The sequence below is a fragment of the Rhodobacteraceae bacterium LMO-JJ12 genome, from assembly GCA_021555075.1.
Classification (GTDB): Bacteria; Pseudomonadota; Alphaproteobacteria; order Rhodobacterales; family Rhodobacteraceae; genus JAKGBX01.
The window spans coordinates 48,670-71,011 of record JAKGBX010000005.1; the positions used below are offsets into that span (position 1 = coordinate 48,670).

21 protein-coding genes are annotated in these 22,342 nt (G+C 58.9%); 14 read left to right on the forward strand and 7 right to left on the reverse strand.

The genetic code is table 11. The features are described from left to right. Positions 1-7 precede the first annotated feature (7 nt). From LZG00_20360 to LZG00_20395, 8 genes are all read left to right on the forward strand, one after another. A complete protein-coding gene (locus tag LZG00_20360) occupies positions 8-313 on the forward strand; it encodes a hypothetical protein (GenBank protein ID MCF3596344.1) in 306 nt (101 codons plus the stop codon). A 124-nt stretch (positions 314-437) separates the two neighbouring features. Beyond that, on the forward strand, positions 438-1,166 hold the full coding sequence (locus LZG00_20365; protein MCF3596345.1) for a DUF736 domain-containing protein: 729 nt from the start codon (positions 438-440) through the stop codon (positions 1,164-1,166). A gap of 156 nt (positions 1,167-1,322) precedes the next feature. After that, positions 1,323-1,859 carry a hypothetical protein gene (locus tag LZG00_20370; GenBank protein MCF3596346.1) on the forward strand — a complete coding sequence of 179 codons (537 nt, stop codon included), beginning with the start codon at positions 1,323-1,325 and terminating at the stop codon, positions 1,857-1,859. 148 nt (positions 1,860-2,007) lie between these two features. Further along, complete coding sequence (locus tag LZG00_20375; GenBank protein MCF3596347.1) at positions 2,008-2,589, forward strand: rhomboid family intramembrane serine protease; 582 nt, start codon at positions 2,008-2,010, stop codon at positions 2,587-2,589. Between the two features lie 438 nt (positions 2,590-3,027). Then, a complete protein-coding gene (locus LZG00_20380; GenBank protein MCF3596348.1) occupies positions 3,028-3,195 on the forward strand; it encodes a hypothetical protein in 168 nt (55 codons plus the stop codon). A gap of 45 nt (positions 3,196-3,240) precedes the next feature. Continuing rightward, positions 3,241-3,546: a helix-turn-helix domain-containing protein gene (locus LZG00_20385; GenBank protein ID MCF3596349.1), complete on the forward strand. Its 306-nt coding sequence runs from the start codon at positions 3,241-3,243 to the stop codon at positions 3,544-3,546. After that, positions 3,543-4,433, forward strand: coding sequence for a reverse transcriptase family protein (locus tag LZG00_20390; GenBank protein MCF3596350.1), 891 nt, complete (start codon positions 3,543-3,545; stop codon positions 4,431-4,433). Before LZG00_20385 ends, LZG00_20390 begins: the two co-directional genes overlap by 4 nt. A 19-nt stretch (positions 4,434-4,452) precedes the next feature. Beyond that, positions 4,453-5,418 carry a toll/interleukin-1 receptor domain-containing protein gene (locus tag LZG00_20395; protein MCF3596351.1) on the forward strand — a complete coding sequence of 322 codons (966 nt, stop codon included), beginning with the start codon at positions 4,453-4,455 and terminating at the stop codon, positions 5,416-5,418. A 49-nt stretch (positions 5,419-5,467) separates the two neighbouring features. Here LZG00_20395 and LZG00_20400 read toward each other — a convergent pair whose 3' ends face one another. Continuing rightward, the gene (locus LZG00_20400; protein ID MCF3596352.1) at positions 5,468-5,974 is read right to left on the reverse strand and encodes a hypothetical protein; all 507 of its coding nucleotides are present in this window, start codon (positions 5,972-5,974) and stop codon (positions 5,468-5,470) included. 913 nt (positions 5,975-6,887) lie between these two features. Between LZG00_20400 and LZG00_20405 the strand changes: the two genes are divergently transcribed. From LZG00_20405 to LZG00_20430, 6 genes are all read left to right on the forward strand, one after another. Beyond that, complete coding sequence (locus LZG00_20405) at positions 6,888-7,817, forward strand: DUF2493 domain-containing protein (GenBank protein MCF3596353.1); 930 nt, start codon at positions 6,888-6,890, stop codon at positions 7,815-7,817. Positions 7,818-7,939: 122 nt separating this feature from the next. Then, positions 7,940-8,965, forward strand: a complete 1,026-nt coding sequence (locus LZG00_20410; protein MCF3596354.1) for a hypothetical protein — start codon at positions 7,940-7,942, stop codon at positions 8,963-8,965. Positions 8,966-9,503: 538 nt separating this feature from the next. Further along, positions 9,504-9,710 carry a hypothetical protein gene (locus tag LZG00_20415; protein ID MCF3596355.1) on the forward strand — a complete coding sequence of 69 codons (207 nt, stop codon included), beginning with the start codon at positions 9,504-9,506 and terminating at the stop codon, positions 9,708-9,710. 519 nt (positions 9,711-10,229) lie between these two features. Continuing rightward, positions 10,230-10,823 carry a transposase gene (locus LZG00_20420; GenBank protein ID MCF3596356.1) on the forward strand — a complete coding sequence of 198 codons (594 nt, stop codon included), beginning with the start codon at positions 10,230-10,232 and terminating at the stop codon, positions 10,821-10,823. After that, positions 10,810-13,143, forward strand: coding sequence for a relaxase/mobilization nuclease domain-containing protein (locus LZG00_20425; protein ID MCF3596357.1), 2,334 nt, complete (start codon positions 10,810-10,812; stop codon positions 13,141-13,143). Before LZG00_20420 ends, LZG00_20425 begins: the two co-directional genes overlap by 14 nt. 8 nt (positions 13,144-13,151) lie before the next feature. After that, entirely contained in the window at positions 13,152-15,155 is a 2,004-nt protein-coding gene (locus tag LZG00_20430; protein ID MCF3596358.1) for a type IV secretory system conjugative DNA transfer family protein, read from the forward strand. Positions 15,156-15,216: 61 nt separating this feature from the next. Here LZG00_20430 and LZG00_20435 read toward each other — a convergent pair whose 3' ends face one another. From LZG00_20435 to tadA, 6 genes are all read right to left on the reverse strand, one after another. Then, positions 15,217-15,933, reverse strand: coding sequence for a hypothetical protein (locus LZG00_20435; GenBank protein ID MCF3596359.1), 717 nt, complete (start codon positions 15,931-15,933; stop codon positions 15,217-15,219). Positions 15,934-15,956: 23 nt separating this feature from the next. After that, the gene (locus LZG00_20440; protein MCF3596360.1) at positions 15,957-18,275 is read right to left on the reverse strand and encodes a ThiF family adenylyltransferase; all 2,319 of its coding nucleotides are present in this window, start codon (positions 18,273-18,275) and stop codon (positions 15,957-15,959) included. Between the two features lie 9 nt (positions 18,276-18,284). Next, on the reverse strand, positions 18,285-19,457 hold the full coding sequence (locus tag LZG00_20445) for a metallohydrolase (protein ID MCF3596361.1): 1,173 nt from the start codon (positions 19,455-19,457) through the stop codon (positions 18,285-18,287). A 222-nt stretch (positions 19,458-19,679) separates the two neighbouring features. Continuing rightward, positions 19,680-20,759, reverse strand: a complete 1,080-nt coding sequence (locus LZG00_20450) for a type IV secretion system protein (GenBank protein MCF3596362.1) — start codon at positions 20,757-20,759, stop codon at positions 19,680-19,682. 407 nt (positions 20,760-21,166) lie between these two features. Further along, entirely contained in the window at positions 21,167-21,355 is a 189-nt protein-coding gene (locus LZG00_20455; protein MCF3596363.1) for a hypothetical protein, read from the reverse strand. Further along, positions 21,352-22,338, reverse strand: a complete 987-nt coding sequence (tadA, locus tag LZG00_20460; protein ID MCF3596364.1) for a Flp pilus assembly complex ATPase component TadA — start codon at positions 22,336-22,338, stop codon at positions 21,352-21,354. Before tadA ends, LZG00_20455 begins: the two co-directional genes overlap by 4 nt. Positions 22,339-22,342 lie beyond the last annotated feature (4 nt).

Sequence of the window (22,342 nt, forward strand, 5' to 3'; positions counted from 1 at the left end):
GAAGATCTTGACACTCGATGAAATCAAAGCCGCCATCGATGCCGGTCGGACCGTGCATTGGGCCAACACCGGCTACCGCGTGCACAAGGACAGCCTCGGCCAATACCTGATTACGTTTGAGCCGAACGGCAGCACCATCGGGCTGACCGACCGGAGCGGGCAGCGGTTGAACGGGGAGGAAGCAGAGTTCTTTATCGCTGGACCGGAGGGTGGCGACGAGAAGAGCCAGGACAGCCAACTGAGAGCAGACGGGCAGGGGAGGGGCGTCGTACCCGGCGGGGAGGTGGCACAATCTCTCAGGCGACAGCGCTGAACTGAAGGTTGGGAAGAAAGGAAAGCGAGCTTTCTGGTTTGTGATCCCAGGAGGGGTCGAAAAAGCAATCCCGGATGCGCTGGCAAGGACGTCAGGCACCGGCCAATCCAAAAGGAAACATCCCATGTTCGCAGGAACCCTCACCCGCAATGTCGAGACCGCAGCCGCTCAGTACACCGGCATGATCCACTCGACGCGCTTTGACATCGCCATCCAGTTGGAGGCGCGGGCCAAGATGTCCGAACGCAGCCCGGATTTTGACGTGACGGCAGTCAACAAATCAGGCCGCAAGGTGCGCATCGGCACGGCCTGGAACGAGACCGGCAACACCAGCGGCAACCCCTACATCTCGATGCAGATCGATGTCGGCTTGGGCCCCTTCCGGGTCAACGCGGTGCAGACGAAAGAGGCGCGCGCGGCCCAAAGCGGCGAATTCGAGATCATCCCTCTGGTCTCGAACGGCCTGATGAAATCCGGCTCGATCTCGGGGGAGCTCACCGCCATGGACGCCGACAACGCCTTCACCGGCTACATCGCCAACATGATGTTCGATCTGGAGTTCATGCTGATCGAGAACAGCTACAAATCCGAGGAAACCCACCCCGATTACCGTATCGAGGTCAGCTCGCCCCGGGGCACACCGATCCGCGTCGGCTCGGCCTGGATGGCGAAAAGCAGCCGCACGGGCAATGACTACCTGTCGCTGCTGATCAACACGCCCGATGGCGACCTGCGCGTGAACGCCGTGCAGAACGAAGAGCAGCGCGGCGGGCAGGCCTTCTCCATCATCCCGTTCATCGACAGCGGTGAGCAGCCGCAGGACGCAGGCACGGGGCTGTCGTTGGTCGCCTAATTGGCACGCGAGGGCGAGACGATCTGAACCCAAAGGGGAGCCGTGGGATCACGGTTCCCCTTTTTCCATGTTTGGCTGCATGACGGGCGCCATCTGCTTGCGATCTGCTGAATATGATATACGATAATATATTATCGAATGGACGAAGGTAGGCGCATGGTGGCGAGACTGGGAAAAGCTCCGTGGTTCGAGAGCTTTGATGTAGAAGCAGAGGTTGCAGAGCTTCTTGCTCATATCGAGCGTTGCACCGGATTTGCGCTGCTTGACCGCAAGCGTGATGTCATCATGATCCATGCAAGGGCAAAGCTCGACAGGACAAGGCAGGCATTTCTGGAGGCCAAGGCGGCGGGAAAGCCGGTGTCCACATCGCGGCGTGCGTATCTGACCGAAGTTCAGGACACGATCTTCATGGCGATCCCGGAGGAGAACCTCGCGCTGATGCCGCTAAGCGAACAGGTCCTGAACGACCCTTCATTTTACGCGGACGCCATGCACAGTGCCGCTGCAATCAGTGAGGATGAGCTTTTCATGGCGCTGTCCTCTTCGCTGAAAGACATGACAGTCCAAGACGCCCGGGCCTTCGTCTCGAAGCTTTGGCACAACACGATCGATGACAATGCGCGCAAATACGCCGAAGCCCTGAAGCGTCCCGAGCGTGAACCGCAGCCCTTTCGTCCGGGAAACACCGTGTAAGATCCGAGCCATTCTCTTGGCTTGAGCCGTACCGAGGTTGGCCGCCTCAAACCCCCTTTCTTGGAGGTGGCATCCTGTGCAGCGCGCGAAAGCCGTTGAAGGTGCTGTGGTGACGTCTACTGTCGCCAACATGATGAACCGGGATCACATGCGCGCCTTCTTTCGTCGCGCCGCGGCGCTTGTCGCCTTTGTCGCACTGCTCTGGGCGGTTCACCTCCTCAATTGGATTATCGGTTACGGCTTGAATCCGGCCTTCGGCCTGATCCCCCGTCACGTAAGCGGATTGGATGGTGTCATCGCCATGCCCCTCCTGCATGGAAGTTTCGCGCACCTTATGGCAAATACGCCGCCGCTCTTGGTGATGGGTGGGCTGTTGGTGGCAACGACCACGAGGGCCTTGCTGCCGGTGACCGCAGTGGTGATCGGCCTCGGCGGCGGTCTTGTCTGGCTGTTCGGAAGCTCGGCCATCCATATCGGCGCGTCAGGGCTCGTCTTCGGCTGGTTTGGCTTCCTCGTCGCGCGCGGCCTCGTGGATCGTTCACTGATCACGCTGGGCGCGGCACTGGTGGTCGGTTTGCTCTACGGCTCCATTCTCTGGGGCGTTCTTCCGGGCCAACCTGGCGTCTCGTGGGAGGCGCATTTCTTCGGCGCCATCGCGGGCGCGGCCGCGGCGTTACTCGTCCGAACGCATGTACATGCGCCGCGCCTCGGCGGGGTCGATCTGGACTGAAGCAATGCACTCGGCCAAAACCGGACATCGGTGACGGATACAGCGAAGGTCCGGAAGCGACCTTCTTGGACTTTCAGGGCCTCGGTGACGGCGTCTTCGTTCGTAACGGTGTCCCTTAGGGAAGTTGCAAAAAAATCGCCTACAGCGATCTTGTATCGCGCAAGGAAGATCCTATCTATGTCTTATCGGTATGCCGGGCTTCGGTTCGGTTCGGAATAAAATCGCTGTACTTAGGGTCGGTTCACCGATCCGTGGAGGGGCTAGTTCCCTCTGACGCCTACCCCCCAAGCGGCCCCTGTGGCGGCGGCGGCGGGGCGGCGGCCCCCCGGGCGACCCCGGGGGGCCAGCATAAGGGATAAGGACGGTCTCTCCGTTCCTCGCGCTGGTGGCGACACCCTTTCGCAATCCTGCGGCAGGGCCAGCAGAGGAGGCCATAACATGGCTTACGACACCGACGAGATCAGCCAGCGTGGGACACGCGAGACAAAACGGAAGCGCAAGCCGACGTGGAAGTCTCGCCTGTTAAAGGGCGCATTCTGGGTAGCCTGGGGGATGGGGAAACTCTTTGACCTCATCGAATGGCTGTCCCGGTTGTCCGGCGACTAACCGCGCGACCCTTAATGTTCGCATTTGGCGAAAGGAGGACCGAGAATGCTAGGTGAAGCACTGAGATTGATCCGGGTCTTCCATGACCTGAAACAGAACGAGTTGGCGGAACGCCTCGATATTTCCCAATCGCACCTTTCTGATATCGAACGATGCCGGAAAGTGCCAAGTCAGGAAATCGTTGCACGATACGCCGAAGAGTTTGATCTGCCAGTCAGTTCGATCTGGTTTTTTGACGAGAAGTTGACAGAAGGCACGACGCCGGGCGCTATCGAGAAAGCGCGTGGGGTTGTCGCTGACAAGATACTTGATTTTCTGAGGATGATCGAGCGGAAGCGAGCGTCATCATGACGAAGCGCCGCGACAAGTCCTATGCCCTCGATCAATGTGCCCTTTATCGGTGCAGCACACGCAAAAAGTTGTTCAAACTATTACAGACCAGTTCTGAGAAGTTTGCTGAGTTGAAGGCCGCACCCGATCTCTACAAGCCTCTGCGCAAGAAGAAAAAAGACGGAACATTCCGTCCTGTCCTTGCACCACGGGGCGATCTGAAGCGTATTCAACGGCGGATCGGAGAGTTGCTGCTGCGGGTGAAAACTCCGGACTACCTGATGTCGCCAGTGCGCGGTCGCTCGAACATCGACAATGCCGCACGGCATCGCGGTGCAGCAGCGTTCCATCTTCTCGACATCGAAGATTTCTATCCGAGCTGCACAGCCAGCAAGGTAGCATGGTTCTTAGGAAAATATCTTGGGTGCCCTCCCGACGTAGTGAAAGTCCTCCTTGATCTCACAACGCTGAACGGGGTTCTGCCAGCCGGAAGCCCTGCCAGCCCATCGCTGGCCTTTTGGGCCTACGCTGACATGTGGGACGAGATTGATCAGCTGACCCGTGATGCCGGATGCCAGGTTAGCGTGTATGTCGATGACATAACAGTTTCTGGGCAAAACGTTCCCGGGGTGCTGGTTCATGCGATCAAGGAGCGGCTTGCTCACCATGGTCACAGCTTCAAAGCGTCAAAGGAAATCGGTCAGATTAATGCGCCGGTAGTCGTAACGGGCGTGGTGGTGCGAGATCAAACGCTTCTCATGCCAAACGTTCAGCACCTAGAACGTCATAAACTTAGGGCAGAGATCGCGAAACTTCCCGAGGGATACGAGAAGGCTAAGAAGATGGCCTCTCTCATGGGGCGTGAAGGCACCGAGCAGCAAATCCTGGCGCGCAACCAGGCACACTGATTTTCAATGATGGGTTAACATGACGACGGTTTTCTTTTCCTACTGCCACGCTGACGAGGCACTACGAGACCAGCTGGAACGCCAGCTCAGAATCCTTCAGCGTCAAGGCCTGATAGAGACTTGGCACGACCGCCGGATTGAGGCGGGGCAGGACTTCGCCGGTGAGATCGACGCGCACATTGAAGCCGATGAGATCATCCTGCTGCTGGTAAGCCCGGATTTTCTAAACTCTGACTATTGTTATGAGATCGAGATGACTCGTGCACTGGAACGGCATAAGGTGGGAGAGGCCATCGTGATCCCGGTCATTCTGCGCGATTGCCTCTGGCATGGCGCACCCTTCGGCAAGCTGATGGCCACGCCAACGGACGGTCGTCCGGTCACGCAATGGCCGGACATCGACCATGCGTTCCGTCTCGTCGCCGAAGCCGTTCAGGCGGCAGCAAAGCGCATCGGTAGTCCACAATCGGTCACCAAGCAGTCAGCGGCACCTGCCATCATGCAAAACACGCAGTCAGTCAACAGATCGACACCGGCTCAAGTGATCCGGTCAAGTAATCTGCGGGTGGCCAAAACGTTCACAGACCGTGATCGTGATGCTTTCCAGACCGAGGCGTTTGAGTTCATGGCAAAATATTTCGAGAACTCGCTTTCTGAATTGTCGGCTCGCAATCCCGAGATTGACGGGTCGTTCCGCAGGCTTGACGCAAATCGCTTCAGCGCTGTTGCCTACCATAACGGTCAGTCTGCTAGCCGCTGCACCGTGTTCATGGGGGGGCGGCATATGGGGGGCATTGCTTACACTGCGACCGAAAATGCAGACACCAACGGGTTCAATGAGAACCTAACCGTCGAGGCCGATGAGCAAACCCTGTATCTGCGGAGTATGGGGATGGCACACTTTGGCCAAAACAGAGACCAGAAGCTGACGTTCGAGGGTGCGGCAGAAACTTATTGGCACATGTTTGTGAAGCCACTTCAGTAACCGCATCAGCAACTTTAGGGGTGTCTGGTTTTGTTTGACGATGCGTCCATCAAGGTTGCGAAATCTTCTTGGCAGAATGGCGGAAGATTACGGGCGCGAGACCAGTCTCGGGATCATTTTCGTTGAGGACAATTTTCCAGGACCTAAATACTGCTTCGATGGGCGATCTGTCGGGTTTAGTACCTGCCAGTGGACAGTTGATCTTGTTCCTCATAGGCCCTCGGGACTGAAATGCGCATAAGCCAAAGGCACCGTTCCACATGACGATGTCGCCAATTTCAGGTGAGGCGTAGCTTCCCACTTGGATATCTCCAGCGGGGTCGAGCACCAGTTTCCAGTCTTGGCCATACGAGAGGCAGAGGTCAGGTCTGTGATCTACATAGTGAATACTGAATAGGTCGTCGCCTTGGCCATTCAGTGTCGCGAAGCCAAGGTCTTCATCGAGTTTTACAACAAGCATGGCGAGTTCTGCCCCTCTGCCAAAGTTACAGAGACCGATTTCTCCCACTTCTAAGTCGGCCATTGGCTTGAGATTTGTTGAGAACAGAACTTCCATGATACTACGTTACTTTCTATTTACATGCGGCATCTTGAGTCGATTCTTGAGACCAATTCATCCTACTGGCCGAACGCACGTAGAGAGAACTGACATAGTGCGAATGGTAGCCGACCAACTAAAAATGCGTGGCTTACCACCTACCCTCTATTGCCCCTATATCTCACGCCAATGCCTCGGCGGCTAGGTCTGATTCAGCGGATCCAAATCCTCGAGCGGGCGCCGCGTGAGAGGAGGTTGCCAGGTACTTGCGTTAAACAGACTCGCGCAGATCGCAACGAATGACCACAATTCGCCCATCACGTCGAATGCTTGGAAAAGTAATCCTTATAGTCGGCAGCGGCGTCGCCAGCACATCAACCTTGGGCTAAGCCTTGCGGCCTCCCCAGCTCGGCTTCGCGTGTCGCAGGGGAGAACGGCCCTTCGGTCCGTCGCGCATTCGGCCATGCGGCCTCACCGCGGTGTTGCGCCTGGCATCCCGGTTTGCCCGCCTCGCGAGCACGTCCCTCCCCGGCCGCTCCGCCGGTTTGCGCTCTGGTCTGTTTTGGCCCGAGGCCAAAACGATCCCGCCGCTCCATCCGTCTGCCGCGTCCGGTCGGGCCGTTTGCCTGCTCGTGTCGGGCAAACCTACCGTCAAAACACACACACATGAGTGCGGAAGCATATCCTCCGGATGGCCCCCAAATCAGCCCGCGTCAAGGATCGCAAAACTTTTCGGCGAGGACGGGGCCTGTGGCATGGGGCGGTCCCTTGCGTGAGCGCGCGCATGTGTCGGATGCCGCGCTCGGAAAACTTTTGCGCCCGGCAAGCCGGCGGCTGCGCCGTCCCTGACCCGGGCAGATTCGGAAACCAGGCATTCGGCCATGCCCCACACTCACGTGGTGGCCTTGGAACTGAATACTGGAGACCAGACATGGCTTACGACACAGCAAACACCTACGAGACCATCGAGCTTTTCGGACTGACCGAGAAGGACGCGCAGCTGCCGATCCCGGAAGATCACATCCTGACCGACCGCATCATCCGCGAGAGCTTCGAGGCTTTGCTCGGGCCGCTGCGCGCAACCGGGCTCGAGGCGGAAATCGAACCGCTGGCCCATGGGCTCGCCACGATCCTGCAGCGCCGCAAGGTGGCGCTTGGCAAGGAGGTCGACCGCACCGCCGACAAGATCGGCGCGCTGGCAAAATCCCACGACGGATCGGAGATCGCCGAGACCGCGCTCGAAGAGGCGCAGGCGCGCTTTGTGCAGCTGCGCGAGATTGTCAGCGCCATCGAGGTGATGAGCGAGGCAGCGGCGGAATGCTACGAGATCGAGACGGGCCACGCCTACATCCCGGCAGCCGGCTCGCGCGCAAGCGTCCGGGCGAAAGAGACCGGGGCGGTCTTCGAGGCACGGCAGCTCCTGGAGCAGCACGACCGCGAGACTGCCGAGAAGTCGAAAGTCGAGGGGGTGCCCCTGATCGTCTCAGGCGCCACCGACTGGACCGATGTCGATGTGATCTTCAACACGCTCGACAAGGTTTGCGAACGGATTAAGCAGAACCGCAACCAGGAGATCTTCCTCTGCCACAAGGGTGGCAAGTACGGGGCGGAGATGATTGCGGCTCGGTGGGCCCGGGCACGCGGCGTCGCACAGGCGCGCTTTGATCCTCGCTGGTCCGCGCATGGGCGGGCGGCACCGTTCAAGTGCAACGACGAAATGCTCGACGACAAGTTCGCGGCGACGGGGGTTGTCCTCTTCGGCGGCAACGGGGTCGCGCTGAACCTCGGGCAGAAGGCGGAAGCGAAAGGTCTGACGGTCATGCGGGTTGCGGACCCGGCGAAGAAAACTGCGGAGACGTGAGTTGCGAGGGTCGCCTTCGGGCGGCCCTTTCGTTGTTTCTCATGCGCGTGGCGGGGCCCAAATTGCTTTGCCTAGCATTTTCCTGTTTTGATAGGTATATGTGTGCCAAGCAAAACTTGGAAATGATTGGCATGACTCCACTCAGCAGCATCGCGATGAGCGCCTATACCGATCTGGTACGTCTTTTGAAGGACGACGCTTTGTCCGGTGTCGAAGGCAAGCCGACTCTCAAGGAGCGCGGCGACAAGGCCTATTGGTACGCAGCCCGGCGTGTCGGCACCGAGATGCGCTTCATCTATATCGGCGAGGACAGTGACGAGACGCGTGCACGTATCAACCGGATTGAGGAGCTGCGCTCGACCGCCAAGGATCGGCAGGCGGAACGGTCTCGGCTTGTCCGCCTCTTGCGCGCCGAAGGCATGACCCCCACCGACCGGGCAACCGGGTCCATCCTGTCGGCCATGGCCGCAGTAGGGACATTCCGGTTGGGTGGCACCATCGTCGGAACCAATGCATTTCGCCTCTATGAAGGCGAGCTTGGTATCCGTCTGCCAATTGGCGGTATGGCCAATACTGGCGACATCGACATCGCGCAGTTCGAGAAGCTCAGCGTTGCGTTGCAGGATCAGGTCGACCCGGGTCTTGCCGAGACGTTCTCGGCGCTCAAATTCGATCCTCTGCCATCTCTTGACCAAGGTCGGACATGGCGATGGGCCCAGGGTGGCAGCGGCCAGTTGGTCGAGTTTCTCACACCGGCGTTCGGAGATGAGACCCTCCGTGATCTGCCAGCCTTGGGCGTGAACGCCCAAGGACTGAACTATCTCAACTTCCTGATCGCTGAGCCGATCCACGCGGCGGCGATCTATAGATCCGGCGTTCTGGTGCAGGTGCCCCGCCCGGAGCGTTATGCAGTCCACAAACTGATCATTGCCGACCGGCGCCGCGATGGGGCAGGAAGCCTGAAATCCGCGAAGGACCGCGAGCAGGCGGCTTTCCTTATCGAAGCGATGGCCGAGGACCGGCCCGATGATCTGGCTCGGGCCTATGCCACCGCAATGGAGGTTGGGCCGCGCTGGCGGGAACACATCGGCAACTCGCTGAAGCGAATGCCTGATACCAGGGGGATGCTCGACAGCTTGGGCGCGTGATGGCCATAACGGGGTCGCCTTCGGGCGGTCCTTTCGTCATATCTCATGGCGCGTGCGATCGGTCACACTTATCTGCATCTCACGGCGTCCAGCACCGTCATCCCTCTACCCGGTCCGTCAGAGTTCGGCCCATCCGCATCGGTACGGGCTGGGGATGGTGCGCACATCGCACATCGTCAGCAGCGCAAGACCGAGGGGTCGAGACGTCGCACTTGAGGCTGCAGACCTGCACAACCCTCGGGTGGTGTTGCGGAACATAGCTCCCACGCGGGCGGGCTCCGTCAGCACCCCGGCCAGGCTCGACGGGACGCGGACGCGGATGGTGGCGGTTGCGTGATGGCAAGGGTCATCCGGGTCTCTCCTTTTTGCTCATAGATGTGGATCGCACGGGGTCGGCCCAATCGTGCCCTCAGCTTGCGCTTCGGCAAGCACAAATACGGCTTCCACGCCTTTGCCGCGGACCCTCCGCATTTGCGCTTGCGACCGGGCCTCTTGCCCCCGTGCCGGGTGATCCCCATCGCAACAAGGAGTAACCCAAATGACCAATCACTACGTCGCCACCGTCCCCGTCAATTTCACCGATACCGATGGCCAGGAGCGCACCCGTTTTCAGCGCGTGGGTGCGATGTTCCGCAACACCCGCAACGGGGACGGATCGGAGTTCTTCAGCCTCAAGCTCGACTTCCCGGTCGCGGTCTCGGAGCTGGTGATGTTCCCGCCGAGCGCGAAAGATCCCCAGGACTAAATCCTCTGACGAGGATGGGCCGCCCCAGGACGATCTTGGGGCGGCCCGATCCCTGTTCCAGGGATGCCGGTCCCTGCGCGTTCAACGGACGCACTCCGCCCGAAATGATCAGGCCGCGACAGACCGGCCAGTCAGCCTCAAGGGGGCCATCCACAAAAACCGGCAGGCCAGGGCCTCTCGGTTTTTGCGGCAGAGATTTGGCAAGCCAAATCTGGCCCTCCTTGACCCTGCCTGTCCGCCCTGTCGGTGGGGTTTGCGCCCGCACGCGGTTCCGTCCGAACACATGCGTGTTCGGCCAGACCCTCGGGCGGGGCTGGCGGACGGGACCCCTAGGACAGGTGGGTCGCCCGGTGGTGAAGGCGGCAGAGCCGCGGCCCTGCGGGCCGCGGCGTGAAGCGGACACCAAGGCTGCCTGAGACTGAAGGCGACGTAAGTATATAATTGACAGCTAGGTATATTATCGTAAGGTAGGGGCAGCCTTGGTGGAAGGTGGCAGGAAATAGGGGGTCTTTCTTCCGCATGTCCCGAACAAAACGCCTGACAGAGATCGAGAAGATGCAGATCGTCCGCGAGGCCGCGGAGGGTGTGTCGACGGCCGAGCTGGCCGAGCGTTTCGAGGTCACATCGCGGGCCGTGCGCTACGTCTTGAAAGCCGATGCCGAGCGCCAGACCGATGCTGCGATCCCGGTTTCCGCCGTCAGTGTGAAGGTGACGGCCGCGGAGCTTGAAGCCCTCGACGCGGTGTTGGCGAAGGTGGGGATCGAGAGCCGGGCCGAGGGGCTGCGGCGGCTCATTCAGGCGGCAGGCGGGGTGTTCGTTCCGGACGCGCAGATGGCGGCAGAGATGGCGCGCTACCGCGCTTCACTGCACGAGGTCGGCAATGGGGTCGCGCAGATCGCCAAGCAGATGACGCGGGCCAACCGGATGGGGAAGGGGGCCGCGGGGGGCACGCGTGCCGAGTTCACCGAATTGCGCCTTGCCCAGATGCGCGGGTTGGCGCGGTTCATCCTGGATTCTGCGGACGAGATCGATCTGCTTCTGCGCCGCCGTCGGGACGCGATACAACTGCAGGCCACGGCCGCGCTGAGGGAGTTTGCCCATGCGGCTGAATGATGCCGTCCACGCCGTCACGGGCGAGGTCTTCCGGGACGGCTGGAGCCGCGTCCGGGGCTCGATGCAAGGGCTGCACGTGGCCAAGCAGAGCCAGCTTGTGCGCGCGGCGGCCGGGCACCGTCCGGCGGTCTTCAAGGCGATCCGGGGCGGGGGTACGCATACCAAATCGCAGCTCTCAAACCAGCTCGATTACCTCACCACGAAGTCGACCCATATCGTGGACAGCAGTGGGTTTCTGGATGGCAAGACGAAGCTCGAGGCGGGTGACATCAAGGACCTGACCGAGCGCTTTGCCAAACGGTGGGATGCGGGCTTCAAGCCCAAGCTGGGCCAGACCACACACATGCTCATGTCCTTCCCCATCGGCACGCGCGGGGAGGATGTGCGCGACATCGCGACGGACGTGGCCGAGCGGTTCTTCCAGACCGATGAGGGGCATTTCGACTACATCATCGCGGTGCATGAGGACCGCGATCACCCGCATGCGCATCTGGTGCTGAACCGCCGCTCGCAGGAAGGCGAGTTCTTTTTTCTGGGGCGCAACCATCGCTTCAACTATGACGACTTCCGCCTCGCCATGGTCGAGGAGGCCGAGAAGTACGGTGTGCGCCTGGAAGCCACGCGGCGGGTGGATCGCGGGGTTGTGCATTACCCGGCCCGCACAAGCGAGGTCTACGCTGCGAAAGAAGAGGGCCGCGCGCCTGTTGAGCGGGAGCGTGTGGGGCAGGACCTGACGCGGACGCTGGCGGAGATCGCCAACACCAGAACTGTCTATCACTCGCTTGCCGCGGAGGCTTCGCGTGAAGCCCGCGAGGATATTGCCGCAGCCCTCTTCCGCGCGGGCGAAGTGCTGGCGCGCGGCGGGCAGGTGGACCGAACAGGAGATGTGTATATGGCCGAGGATCAAAGTTTCGAGGATCTGAGAAGCCTCTATGCCGAGAAGCTCGCGCGGGTGCAGGGCATGATCGCTGAGAAGTCTGACGCGGAACGTCCCGTGCTGGAAAAACGCCTCATCGAGATCCAGACGCAGGTCCAGCACATGCAGCCACTTGGTTTGCGATCATCCACGCTGTCAGAGGCCCCCTCGGAGGGCGGGATCTATTCCGAGGCGAACATCGACACCAGCCGGCTGGACCGTCTGGCCGAGCCGGACTTGCGGTCGCGCATAGACACCGCACTACGGGGCACCGGGATCAGCACATCGGAAGTGGTGGCCCGGATCGAGACCGGGGCCTCGAGCGCCGCGCTCGAGCATCAATGGATCGCCAATGATCTCTCCAAGGTGGCCGAGGCGCGCGATCTGAACCTTGAACGCCGCGCTGATCTGGAACAGGCGCGAGACAGTCTCAACGATGTGCATGTCGCGCTCGGCACGCTCTTGGAACGGGAAAACGTGCTGCGCCGGGATGGCGTCATGGAAACGGAAACGGACAGCGAGCGGTTCCATTATCATGAGGGCGCGGTCCGGGCGATGGAAGGGACAATCCGTCAGGAGATGCGCGCAGAGGGCCTGACCGCGCAGCAGATCGAGGACCGGGACCCAGAGGTTGTCTCGCGGGCGGAGCGCCGGATCGAGACGGAGCAGCGTGCCTATCTCGAGGCACATCCGGAGCTGCTCGCACGTCCTGGCGATGTGATCGACCGGTCTGAGCCCTACAGGGAGACCATCACCGATGCGGCCCGCGCCAGCGAAATCACCCGCGAGGTCGACCGGATCATGGAGGCACGCGACCTCCGCACGCCTGTTGCAGATGCGGTCGCGGATGACGTCTCGGAGCGCTATCCGGACATGCCGTCCCACCTCGCCCGCGGGCTTGGCGCGACCTATGCGGCCGTTGTGGAGATACGCGACACGGAGGCCATCAATCAGGTCCGCCGCGAAACCGAGTTGCGCGACGGGCTTGGGTTTGGCACGCGCGACGCACTCCTCGCAGCCCGCGGTGAAACTGCACCGCAGTTTGACCGGTCCGACCGCTTCGCAGACGAGATTGCGCGTGTCCTGGACCATGAGCGGGCGGGGGAGTTATCCGCGCCCTTCGAGACCGAGGCGGAGCGGGACGCCTTCCGTGGCGAGATCGCGCGGGTGCTGGACGTTCGCCAACTCGACCGGCTCACATCCGGCGATGCCGATGCGCTGGACAAGGTTCTCGAGGACCGCCTCGACCGGCTCTATGTCGCCAAGGTCTACCTGCAATCGGATGCAGCGACGGCCAACACGGAGGCCTTGCGCCAGGTGGTCGATGATCTTGCCGACACCGAATATGAAAAACACCGCGCGACAGACGTGGATGGCGAAACCGAGCGGGGTCAGGTCCATTGAGCGCCGCCATGGGAAAGGCGCGGATCGCCACGGGCGTCCTGTTGGTGACGCTGGTGACCGGGGCCATGGGCTATACCATCGCCTCGGCGGTACTGACCTACCAGGATCTAGGCTTCGGGGCCGAGATCGACTTTGCCTATATCGCGCAGAACTATCTGGCGATCCTCGATCGCCGCCCCGAGGATGCCCAGCTGATCCACCTGATCATCGGCAGCTTCGCCGCCGCCGGCATGATGCTGAGCCTCGCCCTCTCGGGGTCCGCTCTGACACGCTTTGGCCAGACCCATTGGCAGACTGCGCGCGAGATGAAGGCCAATGGGTTTTTCGGGGCGCCAGGGACCGGGTTCATCCTCGGCAAGCTGGGGACGCCGAGCTCCCGCGCCAACTACATTTGTTCGAAGGTTTTCCCGCATGCGCTGATCGTGGCGCCCACAGGCCGCGGCAAGACCACGGGCTTCGTCATTCCGAACCTGCTGACCTGGCAAGGCTCTGCCGTGACGCTCGATGTGAAGGGCGAGTGCTTTGAGGCCACGGCCCGGCATCGCGCAGCCCAAGGCGACAAGGTCTATCGCTTTTCCCCCACCGATTGGGAGGGCAAGCGCACGCACCGCTACAACCCGCTCCTGCGAATCTTCGAGTTGAAGGACCCTGCGCGGCAGCAGATGGAATTGCAGCTCCTGGCGACGCTCTTTCTGCAGAGCGATAACGACAGGGTGCAGGGACTTCTGAAAGGTGGGATCGATCTCTTCGTGGCGGCAGGCCTGCTGGCCTTCCAGCGCAAGCGCCCGACTCTCGGCGAAATCTACCGCATCGCCGCCTCGGGCGGGAACAAGCAGAAGGAGTACTTCGCGCGCGGCCATGAGGTGGATAACAGGGCCGCCAAGCTGATCTTCACCCGGCTCGCCTCGACCAACAATGATACGCTGACCTCCTACGTCTCGCTCCTGATGACCTCGGGGCTCGATCAATGGCAGAACCCGGCCATCGACGAAGCGACGTCCGTGTCGGACTTTGATTTCCGAACGATCCGCAAGAAACCCTTTTCGGTCTACCTCGTGGTCCAGCCGCTGATGGTGAAACCATTGGCACCACTGATCCGGCTCTTCTTTTCCGATCTCCTCTCCGCCATGCAGGAAAAGGATCCCGGGCCGGATGAGCCCTGGCCGGTGATGATCATGCTCGACGAGTTCAATCGCCTCGGCAAGATGCCCATCGTGGTCGAGAGCATCGAGACCTTGCGGACCTATCGTGGACATCTGGCCGTGGTCACGCAAACGATCCCCGCCCTCGATGAAATCTATGGCGAAAACACCCGCCGTGCGCTGCAGGGCAACGCGGGCGTGAAACTTTATCTCACGCCCTCGGATGAGAAGACCGTCGAAGAGCTCAGCAAGGCTGTCGGCAAGACCACGAAGACCGTCATCACGCGCTCGCAGTCCATTGGCAAAAACCCCTTCGAGGGCCGTAGCCAGTCCACCCGGACCGAAGAAAGCTCTCTCCTGCCCGAGGATGAGGCGCGCCGCCTACCGCTCGATGAAATCGTCATGGTGATCGATGCCCAGATGCCGGTCCGTGCAAAGCGGATCCAATATTTTGACGACCGGCTGTTCAAGGCGATCCATGCGGCACAGACGGGGGAGCTGCCGTTTCCGAAGCCGGGGGGAGGGGGATCGCAGGGCACGCTGCCGCTGAGTGTGCGCGCCATGCCGATGACGCCGCCGTCGGATGGGCCAGGGGGAACAGAAGCCGATGTGGAGAGGGCGAGCCAGGCTGGCGATGGTCAACCGTCAGGCCAAGCCGACGCCGCTCCAAAGAAGACCGCGCCTGTCGTTCAAGCCGTCATCGCCGAGGAACAGCGCCAGATGGAGATGGATTTTGGCAGCGGCGTCGCGGATTCTGAAGCAGCGAGCGTAGCTGATGAGGCGCAGATGCGCTCTGCAGTCGATGGCTTGGACGACATGGAAGCGATGCTGCAAGAGGGGGATGGCGGCGCAAAGCTGGTTGCTCGATAGGGTGGCGGGCGCGTTCAGGAAGTTTGCAGCCGCATATTTAGGTCTGTCGTGTCGCATTCGCTCAGTGTTCTAAGCACAGCGACAGAATTTTTTCGGCATAGACCTGAGACGCGTGTTCTACAGAGCTCTTCGTCACCAAAAATACCCACATCAAAAGCCCAATAATTGCGGCTCCGCAAAGCAGTGCCCCGAGAACGAACGCAGTCGACCCGCTCTCGAGATCATATAAGAAATATGCACTTCCAAGAGCCACCGTGGTGGTGATTGCAATGCCCAATGGTTTCAATCCGAGCAAATTGCGCGCGAACCCATACGCAATGTTCTCATTCAACAGAAGGCTTGCTTCTGATTGCGGGCGGGTGTGCTCAAGCAACCAACGTACTGCTAGCAAGCGGTCATCCTGAGCGTTCTTTGGGTCCTGGGTCTCATCAACTAAACTCGGCAAGATAATCTTGCTATGTTTCTCAATGTATGAGCGACACCTCGTCTTCATGGTCTTGGGTAAACGATCATCGGAAAGGGAAAGCAAAGACGCAGTATGCAGACGTCCAACTCGGCTGCCCATTTTGCGCTCAACATTTTGACCAAACTTACGCGCCAACCGCGTCAACGCGAACAGGACCCCGCAAGTGACGACAAATGCAGCTATGGTACCCAATTGGGTCCAAACAGCTGGAAACCAAACAAAGACAAAAAGGAGCGCGGGCAACAGCGTCAAAAGCGCCGGATTGAGACGGGCAGTCCTATCGTAGCGGTCCATACCGAACATCTTATCCATCTGCATGAACTCTTCGATGAAAATTAGGCATTTTCGTCTCCTCCGAGTTCGGAGGACAAGTCCACCGCCTCTGCGATAAGCTGACGGTACCCAGTTGGGGTTCTGATAATCATCAGAACGGGAAACAGCTGTCCAATTGCAAGCTTGGCCGCTGTACTGAAATCAGTTGTAGAGGGACCAGTGGACGCAAGGTGATTGTGCCACGTTCCTAGCGCGTAGAGAGTGTTTCCCGAAGACTTGGATAATTGTGCGAGCTGATCACTCAAACCTTCGGTACCCAGAACAAACTCCGTTTTAGAAAATCTGCTATCGGGCGGAGCTGGAATCGTATCTACGACTTGAAAGACGTTACCGATGGCCGAGAAGCGCCCGACCAAAACACCGCCGGTTTCAGATCCCGGCTTGCGCGCAATTTCAGCGTCAATTTCTATCGTAACCCGGCGGGCAAGCCGCGTTTCAAGCGCGCCCATCTTGGGTCCTTTTACGATGGTATAGGGTTCAACGTTATGGCTTTCCCAATTCTGGGAAAGACCATCGGCCTGCAGGTGCCCAATGTTGAATTGCCCACTTTCATCCACATACCTGCCGGAAAGCACGTCGCTTGTCAGCTTCGCGAGCGGAGCCGCCATCATAGAAAGCCGAGTGTCTGAGGCAATCATCGAGAAGCTCGAGCAACCTTGACCAATGATGATCTCGTCAGCGCTTTGGCCCATCACTTTAGATCGGAGTGCGTCGTCGCTCCGTAAATGGTGATAAAACTCGGTCATCAGGTCGCTGCTACTGGGGTTGGCGCTCTGGCCTGACACCGAGAAGAAACCAATGTCACTATCACCCATTAGGCTTGCTTCCATCACCCGTGGTGTCTTGCCCTTCGCCCAATCTGTATAGCTCAGGGTTTCCCGCAAAACCGCAGAGGCGGTAGTGTTCAATAGTGCTTTGGATTTTTCGAGCTTCAGCTTTCTGCGAAGCTCTTTGGTACGCAGCACAGTGTTGGCATCAATCCGATACCCATCCGTCTCCTGCGCAAGTTTGCTGACGTCATGCGCAAATTCCCCAGCCTTGGAAGAGTAGAACATCGAATCCAAATCAGCAGAATACGGCAAGCAGGAATGTCGCGCGTAGTTGTGCGGTTCCATGGTGTCGTTGTCTATGACCGATATCGGGGCACGGCCGGACCGCGCGAGATGCATCGCAATTTTCGAACCTAAGCTTCCACAACCTAGCATGGACCATGAAAGCCATTGCGAGCTGGGATCACCATGCGAGGTTCTTCTCAAGACATCGATCGAGATCGAATCTCTGTGGCCCGCCAAACGGACAATCGCACTTGATGTCGGCTTGAGATCATCCACAGATTGGAATTCGATCACATATGGGCAGATTTCAAGAGGTGAGGCTTGGCCAATGAGATTGAACGGTCGGCGGGCGATCAATATCACTGTGACTGGCAACGCCTTTTTGATGGTATAGCCGTCGAGCTTCGAACGCAGCCACTTCATCCTCTCTGCCAGCATCTTGCCGCAGCCGTAGAGTTCAGCGCGTTCGTATAACTCTGCAACGTTGCCTACTGTCTCTGGAAGATAGCGGTCACAGATGATTGGCTTTCCGTTTGGATGCTTGCCGGGCCAGACAATCAGTCCGAGGCTAAACCCCGTCCATTCGTTGTCACCTTTCGGGACCTGTCCAAGGGATTTCAGTGTCTTTTCATCAATTTTGACCTGCTCATCGCCCTTTAGACAGATTCGATAGTAGGGGTCGGACTGACCCATCTGCGCAAAAACCCACGTACGGTGCCAAGTCCCGCCGGACCTACGTTTAACTACACTCCGGATCTGCGAGGCATCTCCAACAATAAGGTCGTTCAAGTGGTCACGCCGAACAAATTCCCAACCATGTTTTGGATCATTCAGTTTCAGCATCGCTGCTCGATCGAGCCAGTCCAGAAGTTGCTGGAGAAGCGCAAGAATACCGCCCCCGGACTGAATTAGCTCACGTGGAGATCCGAAAACGAGGCACGGTTCGGGCGCTGCACCGGCCGCACTTGGCTGTAAGTGAGGATGGGACCGGTCAAAGTCGTCCCGTAAACTCGGGCGCGGTGCAAACAGAGGGAAGGAGACAGGAAACGATAGTTTGACGGGCTCGACACGTCGTACTCCCGACGGGCTTTCGCCTCGAAACCGAGATGGAAGTTCCGTTTTGATTTGTAGAGTCACATCCACCGGACAATCGTCATCAGCCCGCGACGCAATAGCTATGCCGATTACTTGAGGGTGCTTGTCCAGTGTGCGAATCGCACGGGCAATGGCTACGGGAACGGCTAGAAGATTATCGACGGTTACCATGCAGCTGACTCATGCCAAGTCTGACCCACAACCATGAGCATGTGCCTCGACTCCAAGAGCGGACGATGAAGAGATCGCGGCTGCCATTTTCAGGGAGGCGACTTTTGGACCATGTTCGGTGATTTCCATCTTTAGCGGCTTGTCACCTTTTTCGTCCTCTAAACACCGGAACTCCCCATTGATTTCCGCTTCGCTCAGAATGGCTTCATATTCTTCCTTTGCGCGGATACAGGGCGGATCGTTGTCGTCGTCTATAACACTCTTACTGCTCGCCAGGATTATTGCACCGCCGTTTGCTTGCGAAAGAGCTGATCGGGCATCTTCAGAAACTACCGCATCTTTTCCCTTTTTGGACCAGCTGTCGTGCGACAGTGACCGCCAGGAACAATGATGGGGCGCGATCAAGACATCATATGCAAGAACCTCGGGAGTTTCAGAATACTCTGCCCAAATTTTCTCCCAAATCGCCACTTCGGCGTCACCACCAAACAGGTACTGGGCGGCGTTTTCGGTATCATCTTTCGCAAGCGTAAACTGAGTGATGACACTAGAGTTGTTCTTGCTGAGCAACTCTTCTTCGTCTTCATCGTCCGTGACCGGCAGCGGAGCCAACAAGACCGCCTTGAAACTGTCATCTGCTACGCCGCAAATCTCGGAAAATGTCTCGCCCGTTTTGATCAGAATGTCGGCCAAATCATCCGTCTTGCCGTCCGCATCCTCGCTCAGGATCAAAATTCTGCTTCCGTCTTCGATATCTTTGTCCTGGCGGAACATTTCAACGCGCCGGCGCGCTTCTGTCGCCCAAGCCTTTGCGTCAGCGCAAAGCTTGTTGGTACTGCTGGCACGTCTAAAAACAATTGGGGAAGACCACATCTCGCGAATTACGATCTTGTCGTCTTCGGGCGACCAATCCTCAATTTTGCCGAGATGAAAATGGTTCTGCAGTCCAGAGCAGTGATCCATGTCCGGATGCGTCAGCAAGAATGCATCGATAAACAGACGTCCGTCGCTGTCACGGTCAAGCGCTTTGCGAAGCTGTGCTCCAACATCAGGCACATCCTCATCTTTGTCATCAGCAGAGGCACTAATATTTATGTCTACGAGAATATAACGGCCACTCTGTGTTTTGATTAGGCTCATGTCACCATTGGCGACTTTGAAATGCGAAGTTTCGACGCTCATCAGTACTGCTCCTTAGCTTGGAAAACCTGAGTGACGCGCCTCCCACCGAATCGAACAAGTTTACGCTTTGTTCTTAACATAGTTGATCGAGGATAGCCTTTCAACAACATGTTGTGTCCCGCAATAGGCATCGCCAAAATTCCATTAATGACTATGGTCTGCTTTAAAAACCTGCGCCGCTGCGTTGATGGGATGCGCAGATGTCCACTTCGTTTCGCGCCATCACCGCTTGCCAAGGCGTCCCAACCTTGAAAGCTGTGCCAGCATCCGGGCTCCTGCGCCGGTCCCGTCGCCGGGAGCAGCAGCGGTTGGCCCTCCCGCAGTATTGGGTCGGCTTGGCAACGCTTGCACACCAAAGAATTGTCGCGCCCGCAGAGCTGCGTATTCCGCGCCAGTCGCACCTCCGATGGCGTACCGGTTGTAGACTTGTTGGCTGCCTGCGAGTCCTCGGGCAAAGGCATAGCTTCCCCCGAATCCGGCCGAGAGTGCTGGCATCATGATGTTTCCAGAAATCGCCCGAACCAGGAATGGCGTTGCTATGATGAATCCCTTTGCCATCAGCACCATCATGAAGAACGGAATGAGCGCACCGATGTTGGAGGCGCCTTCCGGGTCGCCCAGCTTAGCAAGAAGCGCACGCGAGACACCCGTGATGGTCGCGAACACGCCGGCAACGACGATCGGGTATATCGCGAAGGAAATCAGTGCCGAAAGCCAGCGTGCGAAATAATCCTTGGTCACCTCGAACAGGGTCAAGAAGATCATCACTGGCGCAATGCCAATTAGCAGAGCGATCATGAGCCGGGACGCCACAACAATAAATGCCGCCAACCCGCCAAGAATCGAGAGCAGCAGAACCCCAAGTGTGTCAAGCAAGGCACCCGCCATCCAGTTCAGCTCAGATCCCGCAGCATTCAGATAATCCCCTAGCGCTGCAATCAGTTCGTCAAATTCCTCTGCAAAGGTACCGGACGGACCAGGTGATCCGCCGCCGACAGAAGCCACAAGGGCGCCGGCAATGCTGTCAATTCCGTTCAGTATTGCTGAGGCAAGCGCATTGAACTGGACCCAGTTGGCCGCGAAGACCCCTATAAGTCCGACCTTCACGGCCAGCCAAAAGGCAGTTCGGCCGTCCATGGCGCGATACTGGTAGATCATGTTGATGAAGACCAGAATGACAACTAGTGTTGTTCCCAGAACCAGCAACGTGCCGACCGTTGCGGCGACCGCGCCGAATTGCGTCTCGGCAGCGGTATTGAGATAGCCTTCAGCGGTTTCCACGAAATAGGTGACGACACTCATGGAGACCTACCAGTTTCCGGTGGCTTCGCAGATAGGCATGGCTTCGCGTCGAAGCTCATTTGCTTGGCGTCGGTATGCGGAAGTCGCTTCCACGATGTCCCAGTATTCAGATGCGGCGAAATGCTCGATGTATACGCGTTCGGCTGCTGCCCAAGATGGATACCGCGTGGGACAGTCGCAGTTTTGCGATTCTACGACGCGCTCCATGCTTTGAGCCCGATATATCTGTTGGATTAAAAGGCGCTTATAGGATTCGCGCACATTGATGTTCTGCATCCACTTCGGCTCAGGTGGCTGGTCTGGGCAAACATTTGGGTGGTTGTCGAGCGTCGGGATCAGGTTCCGCTCGGCTACGCCAGCAGTTGTGCCAAAGATCAAGAGCAGGCCAGCGACTGCGATAGCCCGTGTCATTCCGATGCCGCCTTCATTGTACCAGTCTCACGCTTCAAGAAAGTGGTGTAGCCGTAGTCGCCGGCTTCGGCGGTGATAACCTCCCACCCTTCCGCGCCGCGCTCATTCAAAGCACGTCGCACCTCGTCGTAGTCCTTTTGCTTCTTCACCGGAAAGGACAGGATATCGTATTCAAAGGTTTTCATTGGGAAGCTCCGATCTCATTGGTGCCGGGGAGGTAGAATTCGGTGATGCCGCGTTTGCCATCATGGCGACCGGCCTGGATGATTACGTCGATGGAGTTCTCGATGTACTGGATCATGTCGGCATAGGTCATCGGGATCTCGGTCTTGAGTGCGGCGATGGCCAGACGCTGCACGGCAAGTTGCGGGGTTTCTGCGTGCAGCGTGGTCATTGAGCCGCCATGGCCAGTGTTGATCGCCTCGAGGAAGGTCATGGCTTCCTTGCCGCGCACCTCGCCCAGGATGATCCGGTCGGGGCGCATGCGCAACGTTGCGGTGAGCAGCACATCGGCGGTCTGGAACTCCGCATCGCGATTGGCGATGAGGGTCACGGCATTGGGCTGGGTCGGCAGAAGCTCGGCGGCTTCCTCGATGGTGACGATGCGTTCCTCGGATGGCACGTGCGAGAGGATCTTGCGTGCAGCCACGGTCTTGCCGGTGGAGGTGCCGCCAGAGACGATCATGTTAAGCTTGTTGTCGACGCAAAAGGCCAGCGCATCGTCGATCACGCCCGCGGCCACCACTTCGCGCAGTTCGTGGGTTTTCTCGAGGCGGAGTTCTTCAAGCTTGCGTTCCTTGCCAAAAAGGAAATCAAGCGCAATCCCGTCAAGCGGCAGGCTTGAGAAGAACCGAAGGCTGATCGACATGGCCGAGAGCACGGCAGGCGGGGTGATGACCTGTGCGCGGATCGGGCGCCCCTTGTAGGTGATCGAGACCGAGACGATCGGGCGGTCCTTGCTCATCGTTGTGTTGGCGGAAGAGGCGATCTGGTTGCCGAGGTCCTTCACTTCTGTTGCGGTCAACGCCTGGTCCAGCCTCCGCATGAAGTGATCGCCCTGGAATTCGCCCCAGCAGGTGCCATCAGGGTTGATGCAGATCTCGATGACATCGTCGCGAGCGGCGGCGTCGATCCGGTCGAGCGAGGTTTCGAGATAGCTCAGCGACATGGGC

What these genes read in the sequence shown, in the direction of transcription:
- LZG00_20365 (MCF3596345.1), top strand. Translation starts at nt 438, where the DNA reads ATGTTCGCAGGAACCCTCACCCGCAATGTCGAGACCGCAGCCGCTCAG.
- LZG00_20370 (MCF3596346.1), top strand. Translation starts at nt 1,323, where the DNA reads ATGGTGGCGAGACTGGGAAAAGCTCCGTGGTTCGAGAGCTTTGATGTA.
- LZG00_20375 (MCF3596347.1), top strand. Translation starts at nt 2,008, where the DNA reads ATGCGCGCCTTCTTTCGTCGCGCCGCGGCGCTTGTCGCCTTTGTCGCA.
- LZG00_20380 (MCF3596348.1), top strand. Translation starts at nt 3,028, where the DNA reads ATGGCTTACGACACCGACGAGATCAGCCAGCGTGGGACACGCGAGACA.
- LZG00_20385 (MCF3596349.1), top strand. Translation starts at nt 3,241, where the DNA reads ATGCTAGGTGAAGCACTGAGATTGATCCGGGTCTTCCATGACCTGAAA.
- LZG00_20390 (MCF3596350.1), top strand. Translation starts at nt 3,543, where the DNA reads ATGACGAAGCGCCGCGACAAGTCCTATGCCCTCGATCAATGTGCCCTT.
- LZG00_20395 (MCF3596351.1), top strand. Translation starts at nt 4,453, where the DNA reads ATGACGACGGTTTTCTTTTCCTACTGCCACGCTGACGAGGCACTACGA.
- LZG00_20400 (MCF3596352.1), bottom strand. Translation starts at nt 5,974, where the DNA reads ATGGAAGTTCTGTTCTCAACAAATCTCAAGCCAATGGCCGACTTAGAA.
- LZG00_20405 (MCF3596353.1), top strand. Translation starts at nt 6,888, where the DNA reads ATGGCTTACGACACAGCAAACACCTACGAGACCATCGAGCTTTTCGGA.
- LZG00_20410 (MCF3596354.1), top strand. Translation starts at nt 7,940, where the DNA reads ATGATTGGCATGACTCCACTCAGCAGCATCGCGATGAGCGCCTATACC.
- LZG00_20415 (MCF3596355.1), top strand. Translation starts at nt 9,504, where the DNA reads ATGACCAATCACTACGTCGCCACCGTCCCCGTCAATTTCACCGATACC.
- LZG00_20420 (MCF3596356.1), top strand. Translation starts at nt 10,230, where the DNA reads ATGTCCCGAACAAAACGCCTGACAGAGATCGAGAAGATGCAGATCGTC.
- LZG00_20425 (MCF3596357.1), top strand. Translation starts at nt 10,810, where the DNA reads ATGCGGCTGAATGATGCCGTCCACGCCGTCACGGGCGAGGTCTTCCGG.
- LZG00_20430 (MCF3596358.1), top strand. Translation starts at nt 13,152, where the DNA reads ATGGGAAAGGCGCGGATCGCCACGGGCGTCCTGTTGGTGACGCTGGTG.
- LZG00_20435 (MCF3596359.1), bottom strand. Translation starts at nt 15,933, where the DNA reads ATGGATAAGATGTTCGGTATGGACCGCTACGATAGGACTGCCCGTCTC.
- LZG00_20440 (MCF3596360.1), bottom strand. Translation starts at nt 18,275, where the DNA reads ATGGTAACCGTCGATAATCTTCTAGCCGTTCCCGTAGCCATTGCCCGT.
- LZG00_20445 (MCF3596361.1), bottom strand. Translation starts at nt 19,457, where the DNA reads ATGAGCGTCGAAACTTCGCATTTCAAAGTCGCCAATGGTGACATGAGC.
- LZG00_20450 (MCF3596362.1), bottom strand. Translation starts at nt 20,759, where the DNA reads ATGAGTGTCGTCACCTATTTCGTGGAAACCGCTGAAGGCTATCTCAAT.
- LZG00_20455 (MCF3596363.1), bottom strand. Translation starts at nt 21,355, where the DNA reads ATGAAAACCTTTGAATACGATATCCTGTCCTTTCCGGTGAAGAAGCAA.
- tadA (MCF3596364.1), bottom strand. Translation starts at nt 22,338, where the DNA reads ATGTCGCTGAGCTATCTCGAAACCTCGCTCGACCGGATCGACGCCGCC.